This is a genomic window from Streptomyces spororaveus, assembly GCF_016755875.1.
GTDB lineage: Bacteria > Actinomycetota > Actinomycetes > Streptomycetales > Streptomycetaceae > Streptomyces > Streptomyces spororaveus.
On record NZ_BNED01000002.1, the window covers coordinates 104,692 to 126,262 of the forward strand.

Genomic DNA, 21,571 nt, shown 5'->3' on the forward strand with positions numbered 1-21,571 from the left:
AGGGGGCGACGGCCCGTGCGGTCATGTCACGCAGGACCCCGACATCGTGCGGGGCCCGCGGTCGCGGTCCTAGCGGCGGCGGCCCCAGGACTCGGTGTCGACGGTGCGGCCACGGTCGTCGCGCAGGGTGGCGGTGTCGGAGCCGTTGTCCCAGACGTAGTTGCGGCGGTCCTGGAAGAGGTCGGTGCGGGTGTCACGGCCGTTGCCGGTGTGGATCCGGATCGTGTTGCGGGCGCCGATGCGGACGTTGTCGAAGCGGTAGCGGTTGCCGTCGCTGTCGCGCAGCGTCCAGCCGCGCAGGTTGATGGCGTCGCGAGTGGTGTTGGTGATCTCCACCCACTCCGAGTTGAGGGAGCGGTTCGAGCGGTCGTCGCGTCCGGGGCTGTCGGCCTGGACCCGGCTGATCTCCACCCGCGGCCGCTGATGGTGACGGTCACCGTCGTGCGCGGCCGCCGGCAGAGCGGCGGCACCGACGACGGCGCCGGCGGCCAGGACGGTGGCGGCGATACGGCGTACGGAGGAAGAAGCAGAAGACATAGGTTGGCGCCCCTCAAGAACAGCGCCCCACCAGCCGAAACACGGTGGTGGAAGCGCTTGCGGTGTCGGCCCGGTTGAGCCGAGGGCCACACTCTCGACCCGACACGACCCCCGCCGCACCCCTCGCCGGCGCCGGTTACCGGACACGGACATATCCGTCACAGTCACCTGCACACCGCACGCATTCCGCCCGAACGTGCTCCTGACATTCACTGACAGCTACACCCACCCGCCCCACAAACCGGATATCAGGGTCGACAGGCTCCGGCGCACTACCGGGCGCAGTCTTCCGCCGCTTCACCCGGCCGGACCAGTGGATCAAGTAACAACCGTTCTGCGGAATTCTTCGCACCCAAGTACGTGAATCGCACATATGCCACAACCTGCGGCAGCCCGACGGTGTCTGAGGTGAGGAGCCTTCGGCCGCATGCCGCCGGGTGCCATGGCGCTCCTGAGAGGTGCACCCCTCTCGCGGTGCTGTTCGCTGAATCCGGGCGGCCACTGTCTGCTTGCGCCTCCTGGTGTTGGACCGTCAGGAGACGTGGCACACGCGTATCGGCAGCTCTCGCCGGCGTGGTCACGTTCTCCGCGCCCGTCACCTCGGAGTGGAGCCGCTCGTCGTGATGACGTCGCCCCGGCTCGCGCCCGGTTTCGTATGGGGGTCGATCGGAGAGCCGGAAATGCGTGCGCCTTTGCAACGGCGGGTGGTCAGGCCGATCACGGGGGTGGTACGGCGGGGAGCCGAGTTGGCGGCGATGTCCGGTGCGAGGGATCACTGGAGGAGAGTGCAGGCCGATGCTGCGCTGGCCTGCTGACCTGGCCGAACGTCGACGTTCGACGCCAGAAATGTGGATCTTCTCGTGTACCGTCTCCAGGAACCTTGGGGGGAGGGATCATGAGCGATGGCGGCCCAGACCTGGACATGGATCCGGTCGCGGTGCGAAACATCCAGGACGGTCTGCGTTCCGCGGTTGGGGAGTTGCGCGAGTTCGCGATGGGCACCTCGGCCGTGGCAGGTAATGGTTTGAGCCAGCTGGCGCCGACGGGTATGGAGGCCGGTCATCCGGCGGTCGCGGCGGCGTTGGAGGGGTTCTGCGAACGCTGGGACATGGGCGTGGCCAGTCTCTTCGTTCTCACCAGTGGGCTCGCGGAGCGCCTGGGCATCGGGGCCGGATCGGTGTGGGAGCAGGACCAGTACCTGAAGGGCACCTTCAAGGTGGTGGTCAACGCCGGTATCGGCAACCCCCATGCGTCGAACGAAGAGGTCGAGAAGAAGTCCCTGGAAGCGGTCCTCGCCGATCACGCGTTCAAGCGGGAGACGCCGGAGCAGGCCCGTCAGGCCCGGGAGGACTTCGACCGTACCTGGGCGGACACCAAGAAGGGCCTGCTCAACGAGGGTTTCGTCGGCGGCGTGGTGGAGGAAATTGCCGAAGCGCAGGGCATGGACCGCGAGACCCTCGACCGCATCCGCAACCCGCAGGGCGGCGGCCAGCAGGGTGGCGGCCAGGACAGTGATCAGAGCGGGGTGCAGGGGGACGGTTCCCGATGAGCGGCGGCAACTGGCTGGAGAAGGGTGCGGCCCTCACGGGCGACGCGGTCGAGTGGCTCGGCGACAAGGCAGCCGACAAGCTGGAGGATGTCGGCTGGCAGGGGGGCGCCAACGCGGTCCGGAACACGGCGAACTCCGCAGCGAACCGTCTGGGCGCCGACGTCAGTGAGGTCGAGCTCGGCCAAAGTGACGATCCCAAGCAACTGGTCCACGGCAGCGCAAGCACCCTGCGGTCAACCGCCGGGCACCTGAACGACTTCCACGCGGCCTTCACCCGGACCGGGGAGGGCCTGAAGAAGTTGGGCACGGACGGCATCAAGGGTGCCGCTGCCGATGCCTTTCGGGACTCCGTCCAGGAGAAGGCGCCCCGCTGGTTCGCGGCCGCGGCCGCCTTCGAGACGGCAGCCGGCGCGGTGAGCCGCTTCGCCGACACAGTGACTTGGGCGCAGGGGCAGGCCAAGGAGGCGATCGACGAGTACAAGGCCGCCGTCAAGCTGTCGGAGAACGCCCAGGCCGCCTACGACACGTGGGTCAAAGACTACGAGTCGGCTGTCAAGGCCCAGCAGGATCCGCTGCCGGCCCGCCCCATGGGTTTCACCGACCCGGGTACGGACGGCATCAAGGCCGCCCGGCAGAAGCTGGCCGAGGCGCGGCGCCAGCGCGACGACGTCGCCCAGTCGGTGGCACAGGCGTTGGAGAAGGCTAGGGACGCTGCGCCGAAGGTGTCTGCCGCGGACGCAGCGCTGGTCGAGATCGTCCGCAAGAGCGCCGAGATGGAACACTTCGTCGGCGGAATCGCCAAGGGTACGGCCGGCCTGGTCAACTTCGCCCGCGGGCTCGACTCCCACGACCCGTACAACATCAACCACCCGACCGTTGCCCAGATGGGCCTCAACAGCATGAGCGCCGGTTTCCTCACGGCGGCCAACGACCCTGCCGCGGCGGCCAAGGCCATGCTGGACCAGGCTATGAGGGATCCGTACGAGTTCGGCGGCACACTCGTCCCGGAAGCCATCGGCCCCAAGGGAGGTGGCCTGCTGGCCGGCACTACCCGTAGAGCCACCACAGCAGCCAAACTCCTCGACGACGCGAAGCACCTGGACGGCAAAAAGCCGGGCGGCAGCCGCGGGGATCACGAGAAGGATCCCGGCGGCAGCCGCGGGGATCACGAGAAGGATCCGAACCACAACAGCAATCAGTGTGGCGACAACGTGTGCGACGGCGACCCGGTGGACATGGCGACCGGCCGCGTGCTGCTGCCGCAGACGGACATCGCCCTGCCCGGAGCACTTCCCCTCGTGTTTCGGCGTACTTTCGACTCTTCGCACCGTTCAGGTCGCTGGTTCGGTCCCGCCTGGTCCAGCACGGTGGACCAGCGGCTGGAGATCGACACCGAAGGCGTGGTCTTCAGCTGCGACGAGGGCAGCCTGTTGGCGTACCCCCACCCGACCCCCGGCGCCCCGGTCATGCCCACACACGGCCGTCGGTGGCCGCTGGACCGGGTCGAGAACGGCTACACCCTCACAGATCCGGACACCGGCAGGGTTTGGCACTTCACCGACCACAGCGACGAGCTCGCGCTCCTGGCCCAAGTCGACGACCGCAACGGACGCTGGATCAGCTTCGAACACGACGAAGAGGGCGCACCGACCTCGATCGTCCACCACGGCGGATACCACCTGAAGCTCACGACGAACGAAGGCCGGGTGACGGCCCTCCACCTTGCGGGAGCGGCTGCGGACGGCTCCGACCAGGAGATCCTCCGCTACGGTTACACCGACGGCCACCTGACCGAGGTCACCAATTCCTCCGGCCGCCCTCTGCGCTTCGACTGCGACGAACACGGCCGCATCACCGCGTGGACCGACACCAACGGCAGCCGCTACAACTACGTCTACGACGACCGGGACCGCTGCACCTACCAGTCCGGTATCAACGGCCACGTCGAATCGCGGTTCACCTGGGACGATCCGGACCCAGCGACCGGCCTGCGCACGACGTCCATCACCGATGGCCTCGGCCACACGAAGCGCTTCGTGGTCGACGAGCGTTCCCATATCGTCGCCGAGATCGACGCCTTGGGGGCGGTCACCCGCTTCGAGTACGACCGGGACAACCGACTGCTATCCCGGACGGACCCGCTGAGCCACATCAGCCGCTTCACTTACGGCGAGCACGGCCGAATATCGGTGATGGAGCGTCCGGACGGACGACAGGCCCGGATCGAGTACGACGACAACCGGATGCCGGTACGCATCGTCGGCGCCGACGGGAACGTCACGTGCCAGACCTTCGACGAGCGCGGAAACCGCACGTCGGTGACCACCCCCTCGGGGGCGACGACGCAGTTCGACTACGACGCGGCAGGCCGGCTCACAGCGGTGACCGATCCGCTCGGGGGCACCACCCGACTGGTCCTGGACCCCCGGGGTCTGCCCGTCGAGGTCACCGATCCGTCGGGTGCCACGACCCGATACGAACACGATTCCTTCGGCCGTAGGGTCCAGGTCACCGACGCCCTCGGTGCACAGACACGCATGGAGTGGACGGTCGAGGGCCGGCCGTCCCGGCGCACAGCACCCGACGGCACCGTGGAGTCCTGGACGTACGACGGCGAGGGCAACTGCCTCAGCCACACCGACTCCATGGGCGGCACGACACACTTCGCGTTCACGGACTTCGACCTGTTGACGGCGCGCACGGGCCCGGACGGGATTCGTCACGAGTTCTCCTACGACACCAATCTGCGACTGACGCGTGTAACTAACCCGCAGGGTCTGACCTGGGACTATGCCTACGACGGGGCAGGACGCCTGGTCATGGAGACGGACTTCGACGGCCGGGCCCTGAGTTACGGCTACGACGCTGCGGGCCGTCTGACCTCGCGGGTGAACGGTCTGGGGCAGCGCATCGACTTCACGCACGATGCCCTCGGCCAGGTGATCCGCAAAGAGGTCGAAGGCCACGGGGCCACGACCTTCGAGTACGACATCTTCGATGAACTCGCGGTGGCTGTCGGCCCTGACGCCGCGCTGGAACGTATGCGCGACCGCTATGGCCGCCTGCAGTCCGAGACAGTCAATGGCCGGACGCTGACATATCGATATGACACGGTAGGCCGCCGGGTGGGGAGGACGACGCCCGGCGGTGCGGTCAGCGAATGGTCGTACGACGCAGCCGGCCGCAGAACGAAGCTCACCACGTCCGGACGCGACATCGCCTTCTCCTTCGACGCCCTGGGCCGGGAGGTGGGGCGCACCGTATCGGACTTCGTGGCGCTGACGGCGTCGTTCGACGAGATGCACCGTTTGACGACTCAGGAGGTCACGTCCGGGGGCCGTGACCTCCAGCACCGCGCCTACACCTACGGCGCGGGCGGCGGTCTCGTCGGCATCAGCGACGCACTCTCCGGTGCCCGTGGTTTCGACGTTGACTCGGCCGGTCGCGTCACTGCCGTCCACGCGCACGGATGGACCGAGCGGTACGCCTACGACGACGCAGGAAACCAAACCGAGGCATCGTGGCCGGCAACCCACCCGTCGCACTCCGCGACGGGTACCCGGACGTACGAGGGCACCCGGATCGTCGGCGCGGGTGCCGTCCGCTACGAACACGACGGCCAGGGCCGAGTCGTCCTGCGCCAGAGGACGCGACTGTCCCGGAAACCCGACACCTGGCGCTACGAGTGGGACGCGGAGGACCGTCTCACCGCGGTGACGACACCAGACGGCATGGTCTGGCGGTACGCGTACGACCCCCTGGGCCGACGAATATCCAAGCAGTCCCCTTCCGAGACCGTCCACTTCACCTGGGACGGCACGACCCTCTGCGAACAGACGACCGCGAACGTCGTCCTGACCTGGGACCACGCGGGCCAGCGGCCCCTGTCCCAGACGGAACGCCGCACGGACACCGACGACGAGCGCTTCTTCGCCATCGTCACCGACCTGATCGGTACCCCGACCGAACTCGTCGACGAGTCGGGCGAGCTGGCCTGGCGCACCCGCGCCACCCTCTGGGGCACGACCACGTGGAACCGTGACGCCACGGCATACACCCCATTCCGCTTCCCGGGCCAGTACTTCGACCCCGAATCGGGACTCCACTACAACTACTTCCGCTACTACGACCCCGAATCGGCCCGCTACCTCAGCCAGGACCCCCTCGGCCTCGCCCCGGCCCCGAACCCCACGGCCTACGTCCACAACCCCCTGTTGTGGGCCGATCCCCTCGGCCTCCTCCCCTGCAAGAAGAACGAGCCGGACGACCCAACGTGGGACGGCAGGGTCGTCTACGGCAAACCGGACGCCGAGGGACGCCCAACAGCAATGCACGCCACGCTGGGGCGGGACATGATGGGGAAGAACCCCACAGATCCCCACGGGGATCCGCCCGGTTGGCAGAAGGACCAGGGGTACAACCGAGCCCACCTCCTTGGCGCACAGCTCGGCGGATCCAACTGGAATCCAGCGAATTTCGTCACCATGCACGCCTACGCCAATTCTCCCGTCATGCGGCACATTGAGAACCAGGTCAGGGCCGCAGTGGAAGGCGGCGAGACAATCCAGTACAGCGTCACCCCCCGATACAACGGGACTGATAAAATTCCCACCGGGGTATACATCGAGGCTTATGGATCCAACGGCTTCAAGTTCACCCAGCACCGCAGCACCGGAATAACCGAATCAGGCAACACCGCGTTCATTCCCAATCAACCGAGGCAGTGACGAGAGCAGTCGAGCAGGCACGACTCGCCGACACCTGCCCGCCTACCGTCATCCCGTCCATCCGGACTCGCCAACCCTCAGGAACAGGACCCCCGCCGTGAGCAACGCCCTTGCACGCCTTCTCGAAATCGCCCCTGCACCGAGCCAGCCCCTCGACAAGGGCTGGAGCGAGGTCGAACAAACTCTCGCGGTAGGGCTCCCCAACGACTACAAGGAGCTCATCGGCGTCTACGGAGGAAGCAACTGGGACGACTACCTCTATGTCCTGGAGCCCGACTGCCCCAACAAGCACTACGACCTCCTCAAGTGGGCCAAGTACCAGTTCGAAGACCTGCAAGAACTGTGGACGTTTGAAAAGAAGCCGGAAGAACTGGAGACCGAAGGGTCCGTAGTTATCCCGTGGGCAACCACCGACAACGGAGAATGCCTTTACTGGCTCGTTCTTCCTGGTGTCGATCCGAACGAATGGACCGTCATGGTGAACGAAGCTAGGGGCCCCCGATGGGAACATTACTCCGTATCGTGCACGCAATTCCTCGCGTCCGCCCTTACCGGAGAGCTGCAGTCGAACATCCTCTCCTCATCGTTCCCCCTGGCCACCCATGAATTCCGCCGCCTCGGCCCTGTATGACGATGCGGCGCGCCGGCCGCCGCGTTAGCGGCCGTCCACGACCAGCTGCCGCCTGCCTACAGACGCGGTCTGGTCCGCTCCCGCGCCCGGTGACTGCACCAGCCCTTGAACGGTCCCCATAGCGACTCCTCCCGGCGCCGGGACGCCCCGGCCTCTGCCCGAAGTCCGGGGAAGTAGTCGTAGCCAGCCGAGAGCTGACGAGCAGCTACGAGTGCGCCTGCGGTACCTGGGCCCGGATCACCCACAGGGAGACTCTCCCCCAGCTCCCCATGCCGGAGGGGGGGGAGCGGTCCCCGTTGTCCGGAGAGCCGATTGAGGCTCCGGCCGCTCCACGTCCCGTCGTGGACGGGCTGCTGCGCATGGCGCCGCCCGTACCAACCCAAGGGTGGCGGGCGGCCCCGACCGTCAGCAGCGGCGGCTCCAGCGTGTACGCGATCACGGCCTGGCTGCCCGGCCACGGGCGAAGGCGCCGCTAAACGCCCACCGTCGGTGACTCGACGGAGAGGACCTCGATCGAGGACGGCCTGGCAGTGAGCCGCTACGCGATCTCAGGCGACCGCCGCGCCCTGCGCGGCACCCTTCTGTGATGACGACCTGCTGCCCCTTCGCCCGCTGCTTGTAGCGGTAGCAGCAGGCTGCCAAGTTGTTGCTGCTTGTCGGCGTGGGGGTGCCACTCCTGGTTCTGGTGGCGGCCGTCGGACAGCAGCAGGGTGCTGTCGTGGGTACAGCGCAGCATTTGCATGGACACAAGCGGGGCACGGGTAGCAGGCCGGCCCCGGCGGGGCAGCGGCGGGCGACTGCTGCTTGCTGCTCCTGCCTTGCTGCAAGTAGCAAGGCAGCGCTGCCGTGTTCTACTGCTCCAGAACAAACTGGTGCAACTGGTGCTACCGCACAGGCACCGGCCGGGAACGACCACGGCGCCGCTCCCGGTGGGGAGGTCGCCGTTGTGGTGCTGGCGTGTAGCGGCGGTTCAGCCGGCGAGCCGGAGCTTGGGCCGCACCTCAGGGGCCGGGGCGTCCTCGCCGCCGTCCGGGTCCGGGTCGAAGCCGTTGCCTGTCCGGGCGCCTCGGGCCCGCGGGGGCCGGATGTCGCCGGTGGGGAAGGTCAGCGGCCACACGAAGGTCTCGGGGTCCTTGAGGTGGTTGACCCTGTGGTCGAGGACTCGTAGCCGGCCTGGAGCGGGTGGATGAGGACGGTGCCCTTGCGCTGCCGTTCGCTGAGGATGCCCTTGTCCCGTAGCTGCCCGATCGCGCGGGAGACGACGGACTGGGTGCGCCCCGAGGCGTTCGGCGATGTCCTGCTGTCGGATGCGGAGCAGGCCCCCGGGCCTTTGCGGGCGGTGAGAACGTCGAAGGCAGGCGTCCCGGCATGGGCTCGGTGGGGGCTCATCGCTACCTCGGCTCCATGCCTCCGGCGGCAGTCTCGGTTCAGTCGCTTCCTTAAAATTGCAGGTCAGAGACCTGTCGACGGAAAGTCAGCGACTGAAGCGACCCAAGGGCAGACACGTGTTCTCATTTTTCGGATTCTCAGCTTGAGGCGTTAGATCTCGGCGGCCTGCGCCGGCCTCTCCGACCTTTGGGTCTTCCGGCCCTTGCTCCCGGCCGTCAGCGTGGTCGGGTCGACAGCTTCGGCGGGGGCTCCGGAGGAGTAGAGGCCGTCCGGGACGGTGTCGCGGTCGTGGGGCAGGAGCCAGAAAACGCGACGGCGGAAGGTTCCGCTGGAGCGGGAGGGCTTTGCCTGCGGCCCCAGCTGGGCGTAGCCGACGAGGCGGCCGTCGCGGTGGTAGGCGGGTTTGCCGCGGCGGGTGGGGAGCCGGTCGAGAGACTGGCGGACGTAGTCGAGTTCGGTGACGTCTTCGAGCCAGATCAGGTCGACTTCGTGGTGGATCTCGTCGTCGGAGATGAGCGAGCTCATGCGTTCTCCTCCTCTGCGAGCAGTCCGATGCCGGGGTAGTACTTCTTCGAGTTAGACAAGATCATTTCTTTGGGTGAGGCGAGGCCTACGAGCTCGCGTGCCCGGGCCGCGAAGGCTCGGGAGGAGATGGTGGGCGCGCCTTCATTCTGGCACCAGGTGCGGTAGACGCTGTAGAGGCGGGCTTGTTCGGCCCTGTGGTCGGCGTGGAAGGTGCAGCATTCTTCGAAGAAGCGGCCGGTGTGGTCCTCGGTTTCCGCGTATGCGGTGGTCGCGATCCGGACCGGGGCGGGCCCGGTGAGGTCTTTTTCGCCGGCGAGGTAGCGGCGTGCGCCGTCGATGAGCCAGGCGAGGATGCCGGGGCCTTCCTCGGTTACGAGGATGTCTGCGAGGTTGTCGATCTTCCGGTCGTCGGAAACGACCTTCTCGAAGGGGACGAGCCTCATGCGGCGCCAGAAGGCGAAGCCTCCGGTGCCGACCTCGGGGCGGTGGTTGCCGATGAGCCAGAGCTTGTGGGTGGGGGCGAAGGAAAAGAAGTCCTGCCTCATCCGGCGGGCCTTGATCCGGTCGCCGCCGGTGAGGAGCTTGACTCGGGCTTCGTCGAACTTGTCGCCGGGCTTGACCTCTGAGCAGACGATGACGCGCCGGCCGTGGAGCTCGGCGAGTTCGGTGGGGTGGCCGTCGAAGGTGCGGGCCATCAGGAAGCCGGGCGGGGCGGCGTCGGCGTAGTCGCCCAGGAGTTTCATGAGGACGTCGAGGAGAACGGACTTGCCGTTCTTGCCAGCTCCGAAGAGGAAGGGCATGACCTGGGCGCCGACGTCTCCGGTGATGGAGTAGCCGAGCATCAGGTGCAGGAAGTCGATCATCTCCCGGCCTTCTGCGTCGGCGCCGAAGGTGTCGGTGAGGAAGCGTTCCCAGCGGGGGGTGGGCTGCTGCTTGGGGCCGGTGGAGGTCGAACGGGAGTGGAAGTCTTTGTCGGGCTGGGGCGCGCGGATGAGTCCGGTGTACAGGTCGACGATGCCCGCGGGGGTGCACAGGGCGTACGGGTCGGCGTCGAGGAGCTCGGCCCGCAGGACCATGCCTGGAGCTGACTTGGCCTGGGTGAGCATCGCGTTCATACCGGAGGTGCTCAACGCGCGGCGGCGGTGCTTCTGCAGTGACTGGTTGCTGTGGATACCGCGGGGGTCGGTCGTTGCGATGGCCTCGGCAAGGTCTCCGGCGGCCCAGACGACTGTGTCGTCCTCGTCGACCTGCCAGCGGGTGGTGTCCCAGCGGTACCAGCCCAGGCCGGGAACGTGGCGGTAGTCCCCAGCGTACAGGCGGACGAAGAGCTTGGCGTTGCCGCGGTCGCTGAGGGTGTCGGGCAGGAGCCCGGCGGCAGTCGCGTGATCTGCGTGCGCTCGTTCGCCGCCCTGTGCAGGCAGGGCCGGCGGAGCCTGGGCAAGGATCTGCGCGGCGACGGCCTCGGGGTCGAAATCGAAGAGGAAACCGTCGGTTTCGGGTGCGGGGCTCACCGGCGGCCTCCAAGGTGCAGGGGGCGCTTGGCGCCGGCGGCCATGCCGCTGCGGATGATCTGGGCCGAGCGCTGCTCCTGCCCTGGACGGGCTGCCGCGGCAGCTGCCCGCAGGGCTTCCTGGGCGACGGCGTCGGTGAGATGGCCTGCCGCGACAAGCCCGCCCAGGCTGTACGCGGCCCTGTTGAGCTTCTCGGTGAAGCCGGCCCCTTCCGCAACCTCGGCGCACATTGTGACCTCGGCGAGGAGGGCGGTCAGGAGGCGTGAGGTTCTGTCCTGTCCTCCGCCGGCCGCGAGGACGGCCTGTCGGGCCCGCGGGGGAACAGGGCGTGGCGCGGGAATGTGTGGAGCCGGCAGGTGACCGGTGCGCTGGAGTTCCTGGGCCAGCCACGCGGGCAGTGGAGCTGGCTGCCGGATCTTCCCCAGCGGCTTGTACGACCCCGCAGGCGTGCTCGTCCCCGGCGCGACGATGTAACCGCCGTGCGCGCGGACATCGACCTGCCATGCGAGGGCCCTCTTTCCGGATCCGGTGGAGCACTGCCACTGACGGCCGTCGGTGGCCCGGTACCAGACGTGCATGCCGCCAGAGGGCGTCCGTACACGCAGGGTTGCGTCGTCTTCGGCGGGAGAGGTCTCACCGCGGAGAGCCGCCAGTACGGCCAGGGAGTGAAAGCCTGTCCGCAGGCCTCGCAGATCGACGGCATCCCCGACTGGGATCCCCGGGAGGAGCCGGTCACGGGACGGCAGTTCACTCGCGTGCGCATCGATGTCGATGACGACCAGGTCTGCAGGCCCGCAGGCAACACCGACGCCCAGGGCTGGGTTGCTGGTCCACCAGTCCTCGATGCGGGAGTAGTCCAGGGTCGCGGCATGGAATCCGTGACACCAGCGACCGGCCTGCAGGCAAGGGCAGTCGGTGTGAGTATGGCCCGGTTCAGCACAGTCCCGGCAGTTGGCCGTGGGCGTCTTGCGACCGGGTGCGAGCGGGTGGACAGGCCAGCCGTTACTGGCACACCACCGCGCCAGCCTCAGACCAGCGACCGAGCGCTCAGAGGTCGACTGCCCTGAGTCGCTGCGAGAAAACCGCAGCTCAGAAGGCATGTACTTCCCCTCACAGCGACTGAAGCGACTCAACGACGAACACAGACTAGCGAAGTCAGTCGGGAACCGTGCGCAGCGTGTCGGAGCCATCTGGCCCGGCGTGTCGCTTCCCAACCCACCGGGAGCCGAAAAGCGACTGACGCGAAGACCAGAGTGACCGAACCGCTTCGGTCGCTGTGAGTCCCTCTCAAAGAACCTGCAGGTCAAGAGCCTGTAACCCTCCATGCAGCGACTGAAGCGACTGAAGCTGCCTATATATGACGCACACACGCACACAGGAATGTCCTCATATACCGGAAGTTGAGTCGCTTCAGTCGCTGCATGGACCTCCAAACATCATCTGACCTGCGGTTTCATCGAGCGACTCAAGTAAGCGACTCAACTCTGCAAGGTCGCTCCTCAGCCTGCGCCGCCTCGCTGGCCGCCCCCGGCCAGCGAGGCCATCGTGAGCACCACGGGCCGCGGGAAGTGGGATACGGCGACGGCAAGCAAGAGCTGTAAAAACGTGCGCGGGTCACGTGGGCGCAGTTCCGAAGTTGAGTCGCTTCAGTCGCTGAAGCGCAGTCCAGTGGCCCCTGACCTGCGGGTTTCCGAAGTGACTGAAGCAGCGACTGCTCAGTCTCGACCCAGCTTGTCACCACGCGCAGCGGGAAGTGGGCGGGGGATCCGGGTGCAGTGGCGTGCCAGGAGCCCGGTCCGGGGTCGGCCATGTCGTGGTTGGCGTACTGCCCCAGAACCGGAGGCAGGGAGAAAACCCCGGGCCGCGCAGGCTGGGCCGACCCCCTTCGGCGCGGGCCGCTGCCCTGTACCTGACGGCCACCTCTGCCTACGTCCGTCCGCGCTGGCGGCTGCCGCCCCGCCACCGGCCTGACCTTCGCACTACCGGCCCCAGCCTGAGAAGGTTGTCCATCCACCAGTCGCGGGCACGGCGGTTTACGGGATGCCCCCACGCAGGGCTCCTATCCTGTCAGGATCCTGAAGCCCTGCGAGGCTCTGCGCCGCCGATCGGGTACCGATGCTTCGCCGGAACGTCCACGTCCTCGCGCAGCATCTCGTAGATGAAGCCCCACCGGCTCCAGCACCACGTGGAGCCCGATCTCACCGGAAATCCGGCAGCGCCCGAACTCGCCGGAAACGTGGCGCCCAACCACCCCGAAAAGATCCTCCCCCCCGGCCATGTGATCGCTTGGTAGGCCCGCAGAGAGGCGTAGCAGGGCGTCTCGACGGTGACGTCAGATGGGTCGCGTGAGGTGTGGAAAGGTGCAGACTGGCCGCCCCGTCCAGGACCATCGGCAGCCCGCGCTTTGGCGAGCGTGGCTGAGGCCCGGTGCCCGGCGAATCCCGGGACAGAACCACGGCCGCAGCGTGGGAAGCGGAGCCCGCCCGGAGCCCTTCGCACGTCGACCGGGCGGACCGCCTTTGGAGGAAGTCCTGGCGCAAGCCTCAGTTAAGCCGTCGATAGACGAGCGCCCCGCGAACGGGTCGTGTGTTCGCGAACATGCGCGGCGCCTTTCGGGCACCCGTGTGTTTGTGCGGTCTGCGCGGTGTTGGTCCCGGTGCTACTGATCGGCATGTTGCGGATGGGTTTCGGAGCCAGCGGTGCTCGGGGAGGACGACACGGCGTGGGGCTGAGCCGTTGCCGCCGGAGTCGGGGGTGTGGTCCCTGTGTAGCGGATCCACAGGAGAGCTCCTGCCAGCAGCGCAGTGCCTCCCAGCATCCAGGTCGGCGCCTCTGGCGGAAGCACACCAATTATCAAGCCGGTGAGTGCTCCCACGAGTTGCAGAGCGAGCGACTGGACGGACAGCGCGGTGGCCCGCCCCGAACTTGGGACGCGGCGGTGCAAGAGGTCCCTCTCACTCGGCCGCGCCGCGCCGAGCCCGAGGTAGACCAGGCCATAGCCGATGGCCGCGAGGACCAGCCCACTCCTGTGAACGCTGCGGTGGCGCCGAGCAGAAGCATGCCGCTCGCGCTCGCGCCGAGGCTCACCATGACCGCACGCTCGCCGCTGCCTGCAAGCCGGGCGGTCAGTGGCGCGAGGTGGCTGCCGATACCCGCGCAGATGAATCCGGCGCAGGCGAGTGCGGAAAAGGGCACCGCTCCCGATTCTGATGCGCCTGTGAGGGCCGCGGCACGGCCTGGCGTGAGCAGTTCGATCGCGGCCAGGGCGCTGCCGGCGGCCGCTGCGTTGAGGAATACCCGGCGGACCAGTGCATCGCGGCTCCCCAACCGCAGTCCGCCCACGACAGTGGGCAGTTGCGGAAGTTGTCGCATGATCACCATGTGGTGATCGGCGAGCTTGCGCGTACGGCGCGGTCTCTGGCTGCCGAGGCCGGTCGGGCGGTGAGTGAGCCGGTGGTGCACGAGGTCGAGCGGATCCTCCACGCGGTCCTCGCCGATCCCGGTGTTGCCGGGCATGGTTTGGAAGGCAGGCTGGCGAAGGCTCCAGACACGGTGAGGGGTTTCACCGGCCTCGAACCGCTGCCGGGTGCCGCTGGGCTACGCCGGGCGTAGGGCGCCGCGCCGACCGGATCCGCAGGGGGGACACGTTCCGGTCCCGGAACCGGACGCGGGCAAGCGGGCTGTGAGGGCGCGCCACGAGCGGGTGGAGGCGGCCCGGACGGAGTTGGCCGAGGTGCAGGTGGTGACAGAGCGTCTGGAGGCGGCGCGGGCGGCGGGCACGGATGCGGCCGCCGGCCTGCGGGAGGCCAGTCGAGTGGCTGCGAAGGCGCGGGCGAGTACCGCTTGGGGCAGTTCAGTGCCAAGCGGGTCCTGGTCAGGCTGCCGGGGCGGTCAGGACGGCCTTGGCCGCCAGCCGAAGATTCCTGATCATCGGATTCGGGTCGCCCTTGCGGCTGACCAGGACGACCCGGCTCGGGGGAGCGCCCTCGACCGGGACGGTGACGAGGTTGGGACGCAGCGAGCCACGCCGATCACCGACCGGTAGCACGGCGATCGCCCTGCCACTCGCGACGAGTTCGAGCTTGTCCTCGTAGCTCTCGATTGGCGGCACGCCAGCCCCGAGGATCCGGTAGGAAGTCCAGTCCGCGGTCTCGAACGCGCACGGAGCTGCCTCCTCTCCGGCCAGTTCTTCCGCGGTCACCGACGCGCGGTCGGCCAGGGGATGACCGCGCGGGACCACGAGCATCCGGGGCTCCTCGTACAGCGGAGTGATGACCACGTCGTTGGCGGCGAGCGGTAGCGGGGCCCGCGCGATCAGGGCGTCGACGCGCTTGTCGGACAACGCCCCGACGTCGCGGCAGCTCAGGTACCGGGTGGCGATCTCGGCGTCCGGGTGACGGCGGCGCAGTTCCCGTACGGCGGCAGTGATCACCAGGTCTTCAACGTAGCCGATGGCGATTCGTTCGGTCTCGGCTTGTTCACGCACGGCCAGCTCGGCCTGGCGGGCGGCCTGCAGCAAGGCTTGGGCCCGGGGGAGGAACCTCTGGCCGGCCGGAGTGAGCCGGGTGCCCTGGGGTACACGGTCCAGCAGTCGTGCGCCGAGATGCTTCTCGAGCCGTTGGATCTGGCGGCTCAGCGCCGGTTGGGCCACGTGCAAGTCAGCGGCGGCCCGGCCGAAGTGCTGGTGCGCCGCCACCACGGTGAAGTAGCGCACGAGCCGCAGTTCCAGGTCCTGTCCGAGATCGTTCACCCATCCAGCGTACGCGTCATGCCGTTTCGGAATGAGCAGGTTGCCGAACCGGTCTTGGACGGCCATGCCGTCCTGGGCCTTGACTGAGGAGCAACAGGAGCAACGATTCTCTAGGAAAGCGACAGGCGCGATGAAGGCGATCCAGTTCCACGAAGCGGGCGGGCCGGAAGTTTTGCAGTATGACGAGGTGACGGTTCCCGAGATCGGCCCGGGCGAGGTGCTCGTCCGGGTGCACGCGGCGGGCGTCAACCCGCCGGACTGGTACCTGCGTGAGGGGATGAAGGTCATGCCGGCCGGGGTGAGGCCGGCGCTGGAGTTCCCCCTGATCCCCGGAACGGACATGTCGGGCGTGGTCCAGGCGGTCGCTCCGGACGTGCTGGGGTTCGCCGTCGGTGACGAGGTCTTCGGCATGCTGCGGTTCCCCGGATTCGACGGCCGGACATACGCCGAGTACGTGGCCGCGCCGGCTTCGGACCTGGCACACAAGCCAGCCGGTATCGACCACGTGCAGGCGGCTGGGGCGCCGATGGCCGTGCTTACGGCCTGGCAGTACCTGGTTGATCTCGGCCACGAGGTGCCGTCCCCTTTCATCGGCCAGGTGCACCAGCCGGTGCCGATCACGCCAGGGATGACCGTGCTGGTCAACGGAGCAGCCGGTGGAGTGGGCCACTTCGCGGTGCAGCTGGCGAAATGGAAGGGGGCACACGTAATCGCGGTGGCCTCGGGCCGGCACGAGCAGTTCCTGCGCAAGCTCGGCGTCGATGAGTTCATCGACTACACCAGGACGCAGGCCGCGGACGTGGTCAGCGGTGTCGACCTGGTGATCGACACCGTCGGCGGCCCGGACAGCTCACGCTTCCTGACCGTGCTCAAGCGCGGCGGCACCATGCTTCCGGTGTTCTTCGCCGAGTACGACGCGGAAGAGACGGCGAGTCTGGGCATCACAGTCTCGAACATTCAGGTGCGTTCCAACGGCCCCCAGCTCGCCGAGATCGGGCGTCTGTTCGGCGAGGGCAAGCTCCAGGTCGGGGTGGACAGCACTTACCCGCTGCCCGAGGCGGGCAGTGCACACACCCGAGCCGCGCAGGGCCACCTCCAAGGCAAGATCGTGCTGACGGTGGTCTCGTGATCGCCGAACTTGAGAAGGCGGTGGCGAACTGCGCCCACGCCCTGAACGGGCTGAATGTGACCGATCTGGAAGCGGCCTGACCGAAGACACCAGCGGCGGGTGCCTTCGAGTAGGCCGCCTGCGCCCCCAGCGCCCGCTTGCTGGGGCCGCGCCCATGCCGGTTGGAGGGCCTTCACTGGGGCGTTGGAGCATGGGCCACGGGGTGGCCGGGCGGCGTGGTGTTGACGCTGCTGTTCGCGCTGGTGGGGGCGGTGGAGCCTGCCGCTTGGTACTGGGCGCAGGGTCCGCCCTGGACTCTTCCTTGAGCATGTTCAAAATGAGTTGCAGGGTTCGGGTTCAGAGATTGTTGAACGTCATGGTGGCGCTCCGAACAGTGGGGCGAGCTGGCGCATGGTCAGGTTCGTTCGCCAGTAGGTCACGACCGGCAGGGCCCTCCAGTCGAAGGCTCCACGGCCAGCCGTTGCGGATGGTGTCCGCACCCTGGCGCCGCAGACCGTCACCTCGTTCTCTCATCGATGCCGACTTCAGGCCCTGGTGAATCCCGGGCCCCGTGCGGCCCGCAATGGCAAGCACGGTGGCAGGCCGCCGGTCGTTACCGACGACATGCTCCGGCGGCTGAGCGGGCGGCGAGTCCGTCGCGGCCCTCCAGGTCGAGGGGTCCCCGGACCCGCCGCGCTATCCCGACGGTCATTGCCGACGGCGCCTACCTGGGCACCGGCCTGATCGTCCCGCACCGCAAACGTGCTGGACGCCCCCTCCTGCGTGGTCAGCAGGAGGACAACGCCGAACACCGAAGGGTCCGTGCCCGCGTCGAGCACTCCTTCGCCCGCATGAAGAACTGGAAGATCCTCCGCGACTGCCGCCAGAAAGGAGACGGCCTCCACCACGCTGTCCAGGCCGTCGCCACCATGCACAACCTCGCGATGACACGGTGAACAAACAGGTCCACTCACACACAGACCTGCCCGCACCCAACCTTCCGCAACAACCTTTAGCTCTCCCCGGCCGCGAGTACCTGCTCCAGCAGCGCGCCGAGCTGGTCGAGTTGGGCCTCTGCGAGGGGAGCGAGTGAGCGGTCCACCTCGGCGGCGACCCGGCGCTCGCCCTCCTGCCGGATCTCTTCGCCATGCGGGGTGAGGGCGTGCCGGACCGCCCGGCCGGGGCCCGGGACGCGTTCGATGAGGCCGCGGGCCGCCATCCGGGCGGCGAGGGTGCCGAACGCCTGGTCGGTCTGGAAGGTGAGCTGGGCCAGGTCGTGCAGTGAGGCGTCCGGGTGTGCATGCAGATGGCGGAGGGTGTCCCACTGCGCAAGGGAGACGCCGAGCGGGGCCAGGGTGGCGGTCAGCGCGCGGTGGTGGCGGTTCTGGAGGCGCTTCACGGCGAGCGCGACCTGCTGCGGGGTCCGGGTCACGGGATTCAGGCTAGCGCAAACCAGCCCACTGATCTAAGGTTGCTTATATAAGCCTGTTGATTAGTGAGCCCCGACGCGGCCGCAGTTATCCCCCTGGAGACCCCATGAACGCCACCGCCCCCGTCCCGTTCACCGTCAAGGAGACCGGCTCCGGCCGCCCCGTCCTGCTGCTGCACGGCGGCGCCGGGCCCGCCTCCATGCGGCCGTTCGCCGCGCTCCTGGCCGAGCGCCAGGACGCCCGGGTACTGCTCCCCACCCATCCCGGCTTCGACGGCACCCAACGCCCCGCCACCCTGGACGGCATCCGCGCGCTGGCCGCTGCGTACACCGCGCTGCTGGCCGAGCGCGGGCTGACCGGGGTCACCGTGGTGGGAAACTCGATCGGCGGCTGGATCGCCGCCGAGATGGGCCTGCTGGACGATGGGCGGATCGCCGCCTGCGTCATCCTCAACGGCGTCGGGATCACCGTGCCCGGCCACCCGCTCGCCGACTTCTTCGCGCTCCGCCCCGACGAGGTGGCCGCGCTCTCCTTCCACGACCCGGCCCGCTCCCCACTCGCCGCCGCCGACCGGTTCACCCAGGCCCAGCGCGCCACGATGGCCGCCAACCGCGAGACACTGTCGACGTACGCGGGCCGGGAGATGGCCGACCCGACGCTGGCCGGGCGGCTGGCGGCGACCCGCGTGCCCACCCTGGTGGCTTGGGGCACCGCCGACCGGATCGCCTCGCTGGGCTACGGCGAGGCGTACGCAGCCGCCATCCCCGGCGCCGTCTTCCGACCGCTGGCCGACACCGGACACCTCCCGCAACTGGAGACGCCGGAGACGGTGCTCGCAGCCGTCGCGGAGTTCACCACGCCCTAGGTGTATTGACCCGCAGCGTTGTTCACGCGGCTGATGGGTGGGTGCCCGCCCAGTGCGGTGTGGCAGCGGTGGTGGTTGTAGGCCTCGGCATCGAAGCCGGGCGGGCGACCGCCTCGGTGGCCTCGCCGCAGGCGGTGGCCGATCTGGTCGGACGGCTGCGGGATAACCGCGCGGATGCCCTGGCCTCGCAGGTGGTTGCGGATGGCGCGTGTGGAGTAGGCGCGGTCGGCCCGGGCCGCGTGCCGCGGGCAGGTCACCCGACCGGCAGCGTGAACTGGGCGGGAGGGTGTTCCCCTGAGGGTGGTGCGGGCTGCAGGCGCGCGGGGGTTGACGTCCCGCGTGCGTGGACCTCTCGTCGCCCTGCCACCGCGCCATGCGCGAGACCGCACCGCCCGCCGTGAGGCGGGAGGCGTAGCCGGTTGGGGGAGTTTGCCGCACGCCCCCCGCTGTACCTGTGGTCGCCGTTCGGACCCGGGGCTGCCGTGGTGTCGGTTAGTTCCGCTGTGGTGTCCGGGTCGTAGGCGGGTCGTCGGTGAAGAGAGCGAGAAGCCCCGCGAGGTCGCGGCCCGCCTCGGCGGGGTGGCGGAACTGTGCCCCAGGGCTGATGCGGTAGTGGTTGCGGCGCCCCCGGCGTACCCGGGTGAGGTACCCCTCCTGCTCCAGGTCCGCGACGATCGCCTGGACGGTCCGTTCGGTGAGTAGGCAGGTCTCGGCGACCTCCCGCAGGCGTACTTCGGGGTCGCGTGAGAGGGCGAGCAGGACGCGGGCGTGGCTGGTCAGGAACGTCCACGACCCGCCGGGAAGTCCTTCGGCGCGCATGTCTTCAGCATGCGTCCGTTTTGTGTATACGTCCTGTTTTTCACGTATTTCTTGACGTATGTTGGATGGTTGCCGACGATGCTGGTGGAAGCAGAAACAGCCCCAGGAGGTGTGGGGAGGCAGCGATGAGCGGGACCGTTCAGGACGAGCGCCCCGACCTACCGGTAACAGCCGGCCTGGAGGTCGGGGTGACCCCCGGCCCGCTGCCCGGGACGGTCCGAGTCGTGGTGAGCAGCGAGATCGACTTCGACAACGCCACGTTCCTCAACGAGGCCCTCCTGGCCGCCTTCTTCTCCCACCGCGCCACCCTCCTTGTGGACCTGGAGCGGGTGACCTTCTGCGACTGCGCCGGCCTGAACACCCTCCTGACCGCCCGACACGCGGCCCTTCAGTCCGGACGCAGCCTGCACATCACAGCGGAAGGCCGCCGGGTCGAACGGCTCCTGAACCTCACCGCCACCCGCTCACTCTTCACCTGAGCACGCGCGAAAGCAGGCGAACGCTGATGGCGACGACCCTGGCCATGGCCCGCGAGGCCGAGCACATCCTGTCCGCCGCAGCCGTGCGGGCCGGCCTGCCGGCGACGGTCCTGGCCGCCGAGCTGCTCGACGCGTCCCGCGGCGTACCCGTCCTGTTCGCGCTGAGCGGGCGCTGCGCCAGGCTGTTCACACGGCCCCGCACCCCGGACCCCGCACCGACCTCGTCGTCGGGCCCGTACCTGCTGCCACTGCGAGAGGACGCCGAGAGTCGGCCGCTCGATCGAGACTCACCTGCGACTGACCGCCGCACCCGCAGACCCCGAAGCGCGCCGCGCCTTCGAGGACTCTCTGTTCACCCTGTGCATCCTCATGGGCCAACCCTGCGCCCCCGAGGCACGGCACGGGGCCCAGCACGGCCCCGAAGCCCGGGCCGGTCGGCAGAGCCCCGCCCATCCGCAACGGACAGATGGTCGATCATGAACGCCAAGAAACACGGCCCGCGCCCGAAGCGGCTTCCCGATGAGGGAGCGGCCGTGGACGAGCACGGCCGCCCTCCGAAAGCCCCGTCACGGACAGGACCCGGCTCCAGCCCGCCCTCCGACCCGGCCCGTGTGGAGCGTGCAGGCAAGGAAGGGACACACCAGAAAGCCGGTGCGAAGCTGCCGACGGAATCGGGGGGCGAGCGCGCCACATGTAACGGGGGACCGAATGCGCGGGAGCCCGCGCTATCGGGCTCCAGGTCAGCCCGTCCGGACTTACGGCCCGCTGCGTGCGAAGCGGTTGCGTCAGGTTGGCGAACCCTGCACATCGCGGCGCGGTAGCGCAGCGTCGGCCGGGCCGCGGACCGAGGCAACGCCGCTGGTGACGGACGCTTCCCACGCCTATGGGGGCACCAGTTCGCCCCCAGGCAGCCGCCGCGGTCCCGCTGCTCAGGGGGTGAGAAGGCCCCCGTGGTGGTTCGCATCGGCGGTTTCGGCTGGTGGGGCAGGAGGAGCGGGAGTGCGGGCGGTTAGCACATGCGGCCCGGGGGTAGTCCTCGGGGCTGGGTGGTGGCGCCACACAGACCGCTGGCCTTGTCCCATAGAGGGCGCAGATCCGCACAGGCTCGGCCTTACCAGCCTCGCACGCCCCGGTACGTCCGAAATTCGCTCGAAGTCTGCTCGTAGTCCGTCCGAACCCTCCGCGAGCGCGTCGGGCCGCACCGGCCTGATCCCCCGAAGCCGGGGCCAGACGGCCGGATGAGGAAGGAGG

18 protein-coding genes and 1 pseudogene are annotated in these 21,571 nt (G+C 68.6%); 9 read left to right on the plus strand and 10 right to left on the minus strand.

What is annotated here, in order from left to right; translation table 11 throughout:
• Positions 1-69 precede the first annotated feature (69 nt).
• Positions 70-537, minus strand: a complete 468-nt coding sequence (locus Sspor_RS00785) for a lamin tail domain-containing protein (protein WP_202197221.1) — start codon at positions 535-537, stop codon at positions 70-72.
• Positions 538-1,432: 895 nt separating this feature from the next.
• Here Sspor_RS00785 and Sspor_RS00790 point away from each other — a divergent pair.
• The 3 genes from Sspor_RS00790 (at position 1,433) to Sspor_RS00800 (ending at position 7,444) form a co-directional block, all read left to right on the plus strand.
• On the plus strand, positions 1,433-2,086 hold the full coding sequence (locus Sspor_RS00790; protein WP_202197222.1) for a hypothetical protein: 654 nt from the start codon (positions 1,433-1,435) through the stop codon (positions 2,084-2,086).
• Positions 2,083-6,813, plus strand: a complete 4,731-nt coding sequence (locus Sspor_RS00795; RefSeq protein ID WP_202197223.1) for a putative T7SS-secreted protein — start codon at positions 2,083-2,085, stop codon at positions 6,811-6,813. Before Sspor_RS00790 ends, Sspor_RS00795 begins: the two co-directional genes overlap by 4 nt.
• Before the next feature lie 97 nt (positions 6,814-6,910).
• Positions 6,911-7,444, plus strand: a complete 534-nt coding sequence (locus Sspor_RS00800) for an SMI1/KNR4 family protein (RefSeq protein WP_202197224.1) — start codon at positions 6,911-6,913, stop codon at positions 7,442-7,444.
• A 970-nt stretch (positions 7,445-8,414) separates the two neighbouring features.
• Here Sspor_RS00800 and Sspor_RS00805 read toward each other — a convergent pair.
• The 5 genes from Sspor_RS00805 to Sspor_RS00825 form a co-directional block, all read right to left on the minus strand.
• The gene (locus Sspor_RS00805; RefSeq protein WP_202197225.1) at positions 8,415-8,561 is read right to left on the minus strand and encodes a hypothetical protein; all 147 of its coding nucleotides are present in this window, start codon (positions 8,559-8,561) and stop codon (positions 8,415-8,417) included.
• A complete protein-coding gene (locus tag Sspor_RS00810; protein ID WP_202197226.1) occupies positions 8,549-8,833 on the minus strand; it encodes a hypothetical protein in 285 nt (94 codons plus the stop codon). Before Sspor_RS00810 ends, Sspor_RS00805 begins: the two co-directional genes overlap by 13 nt.
• A gap of 150 nt (positions 8,834-8,983) precedes the next feature.
• Entirely contained in the window at positions 8,984-9,358 is a 375-nt protein-coding gene (locus Sspor_RS00815) for a DUF6009 family protein (protein WP_202197227.1), read from the minus strand.
• Positions 9,355-10,869 (minus strand): DNA primase family protein, encoded by a 1,515-nt coding sequence (locus tag Sspor_RS00820; protein ID WP_202197228.1) that lies wholly within the window; start codon positions 10,867-10,869, stop codon positions 9,355-9,357. The genes Sspor_RS00815 and Sspor_RS00820 overlap by 4 nt, the downstream gene beginning before the upstream one ends.
• Positions 10,866-11,969 (minus strand): bifunctional DNA primase/polymerase, encoded by a 1,104-nt coding sequence (locus Sspor_RS00825; protein ID WP_202197229.1) that lies wholly within the window; start codon positions 11,967-11,969, stop codon positions 10,866-10,868. The genes Sspor_RS00820 and Sspor_RS00825 overlap by 4 nt, the downstream gene beginning before the upstream one ends.
• Before the next feature lie 1,058 nt (positions 11,970-13,027).
• Between Sspor_RS00825 and Sspor_RS40990 the strand changes: the two genes are divergently transcribed.
• On the plus strand, positions 13,028-13,162 hold the full coding sequence (locus tag Sspor_RS40990) for a hypothetical protein (protein ID WP_272934809.1): 135 nt from the start codon (positions 13,028-13,030) through the stop codon (positions 13,160-13,162).
• A gap of 560 nt (positions 13,163-13,722) precedes the next feature.
• Here the strand turns inward: Sspor_RS40990 and Sspor_RS00830 are convergent.
• Positions 13,723-14,385 (minus strand): hypothetical protein, encoded by a 663-nt coding sequence (locus Sspor_RS00830; protein WP_202197230.1) that lies wholly within the window; start codon positions 14,383-14,385, stop codon positions 13,723-13,725.
• 358 nt (positions 14,386-14,743) lie between these two features.
• Positions 14,744-15,685: a LysR family transcriptional regulator gene (locus Sspor_RS00835; RefSeq protein ID WP_237403572.1), complete on the minus strand. Its 942-nt coding sequence runs from the start codon at positions 15,683-15,685 to the stop codon at positions 14,744-14,746.
• A gap of 64 nt (positions 15,686-15,749) precedes the next feature.
• Here Sspor_RS00835 and Sspor_RS00840 point away from each other — a divergent pair, with 64 nt between their 5' ends.
• Together Sspor_RS00840 and Sspor_RS00850 are read left to right on the plus strand one after the other, a co-directional pair.
• The gene (locus Sspor_RS00840; protein WP_202197231.1) at positions 15,750-16,748 is read left to right on the plus strand and encodes an NADP-dependent oxidoreductase; all 999 of its coding nucleotides are present in this window, start codon (positions 15,750-15,752) and stop codon (positions 16,746-16,748) included.
• 683 nt (positions 16,749-17,431) lie between these two features.
• Positions 17,432-17,683 (plus strand): annotated as a pseudogene (locus tag Sspor_RS00850) (transposase family protein); the annotation flags it as partial.
• A gap of 56 nt (positions 17,684-17,739) precedes the next feature.
• On the opposite strand, the gene Sspor_RS00855 reads toward Sspor_RS00850, so the two are convergent.
• Entirely contained in the window at positions 17,740-18,159 is a 420-nt protein-coding gene (locus Sspor_RS00855; RefSeq protein WP_202197232.1) for a MarR family winged helix-turn-helix transcriptional regulator, read from the minus strand.
• A gap of 104 nt (positions 18,160-18,263) precedes the next feature.
• On the opposite strand from Sspor_RS00855, the gene Sspor_RS00860 reads away from it, so the two are divergent.
• Complete coding sequence (locus Sspor_RS00860) at positions 18,264-19,022, plus strand: alpha/beta fold hydrolase (RefSeq protein ID WP_202197233.1); 759 nt, start codon at positions 18,264-18,266, stop codon at positions 19,020-19,022.
• A 492-nt stretch (positions 19,023-19,514) separates the two neighbouring features.
• Here Sspor_RS00860 and Sspor_RS00870 read toward each other — a convergent pair whose 3' ends face one another.
• A complete protein-coding gene (locus tag Sspor_RS00870; protein ID WP_202197234.1) occupies positions 19,515-19,841 on the minus strand; it encodes a helix-turn-helix transcriptional regulator in 327 nt (108 codons plus the stop codon).
• 125 nt (positions 19,842-19,966) lie between these two features.
• Here Sspor_RS00870 and Sspor_RS00875 point away from each other — a divergent pair, with 125 nt between their 5' ends.
• Both Sspor_RS00875 and Sspor_RS00880 read left to right on the plus strand, forming a co-directional pair.
• Positions 19,967-20,320: an STAS domain-containing protein gene (locus Sspor_RS00875; RefSeq protein WP_202197235.1), complete on the plus strand. Its 354-nt coding sequence runs from the start codon at positions 19,967-19,969 to the stop codon at positions 20,318-20,320.
• A gap of 297 nt (positions 20,321-20,617) precedes the next feature.
• Positions 20,618-20,800: a DUF5133 domain-containing protein gene (locus Sspor_RS00880; RefSeq protein WP_272934811.1), complete on the plus strand. Its 183-nt coding sequence runs from the start codon at positions 20,618-20,620 to the stop codon at positions 20,798-20,800.
• Positions 20,801-21,571: the final 771 nt, after the last annotated feature.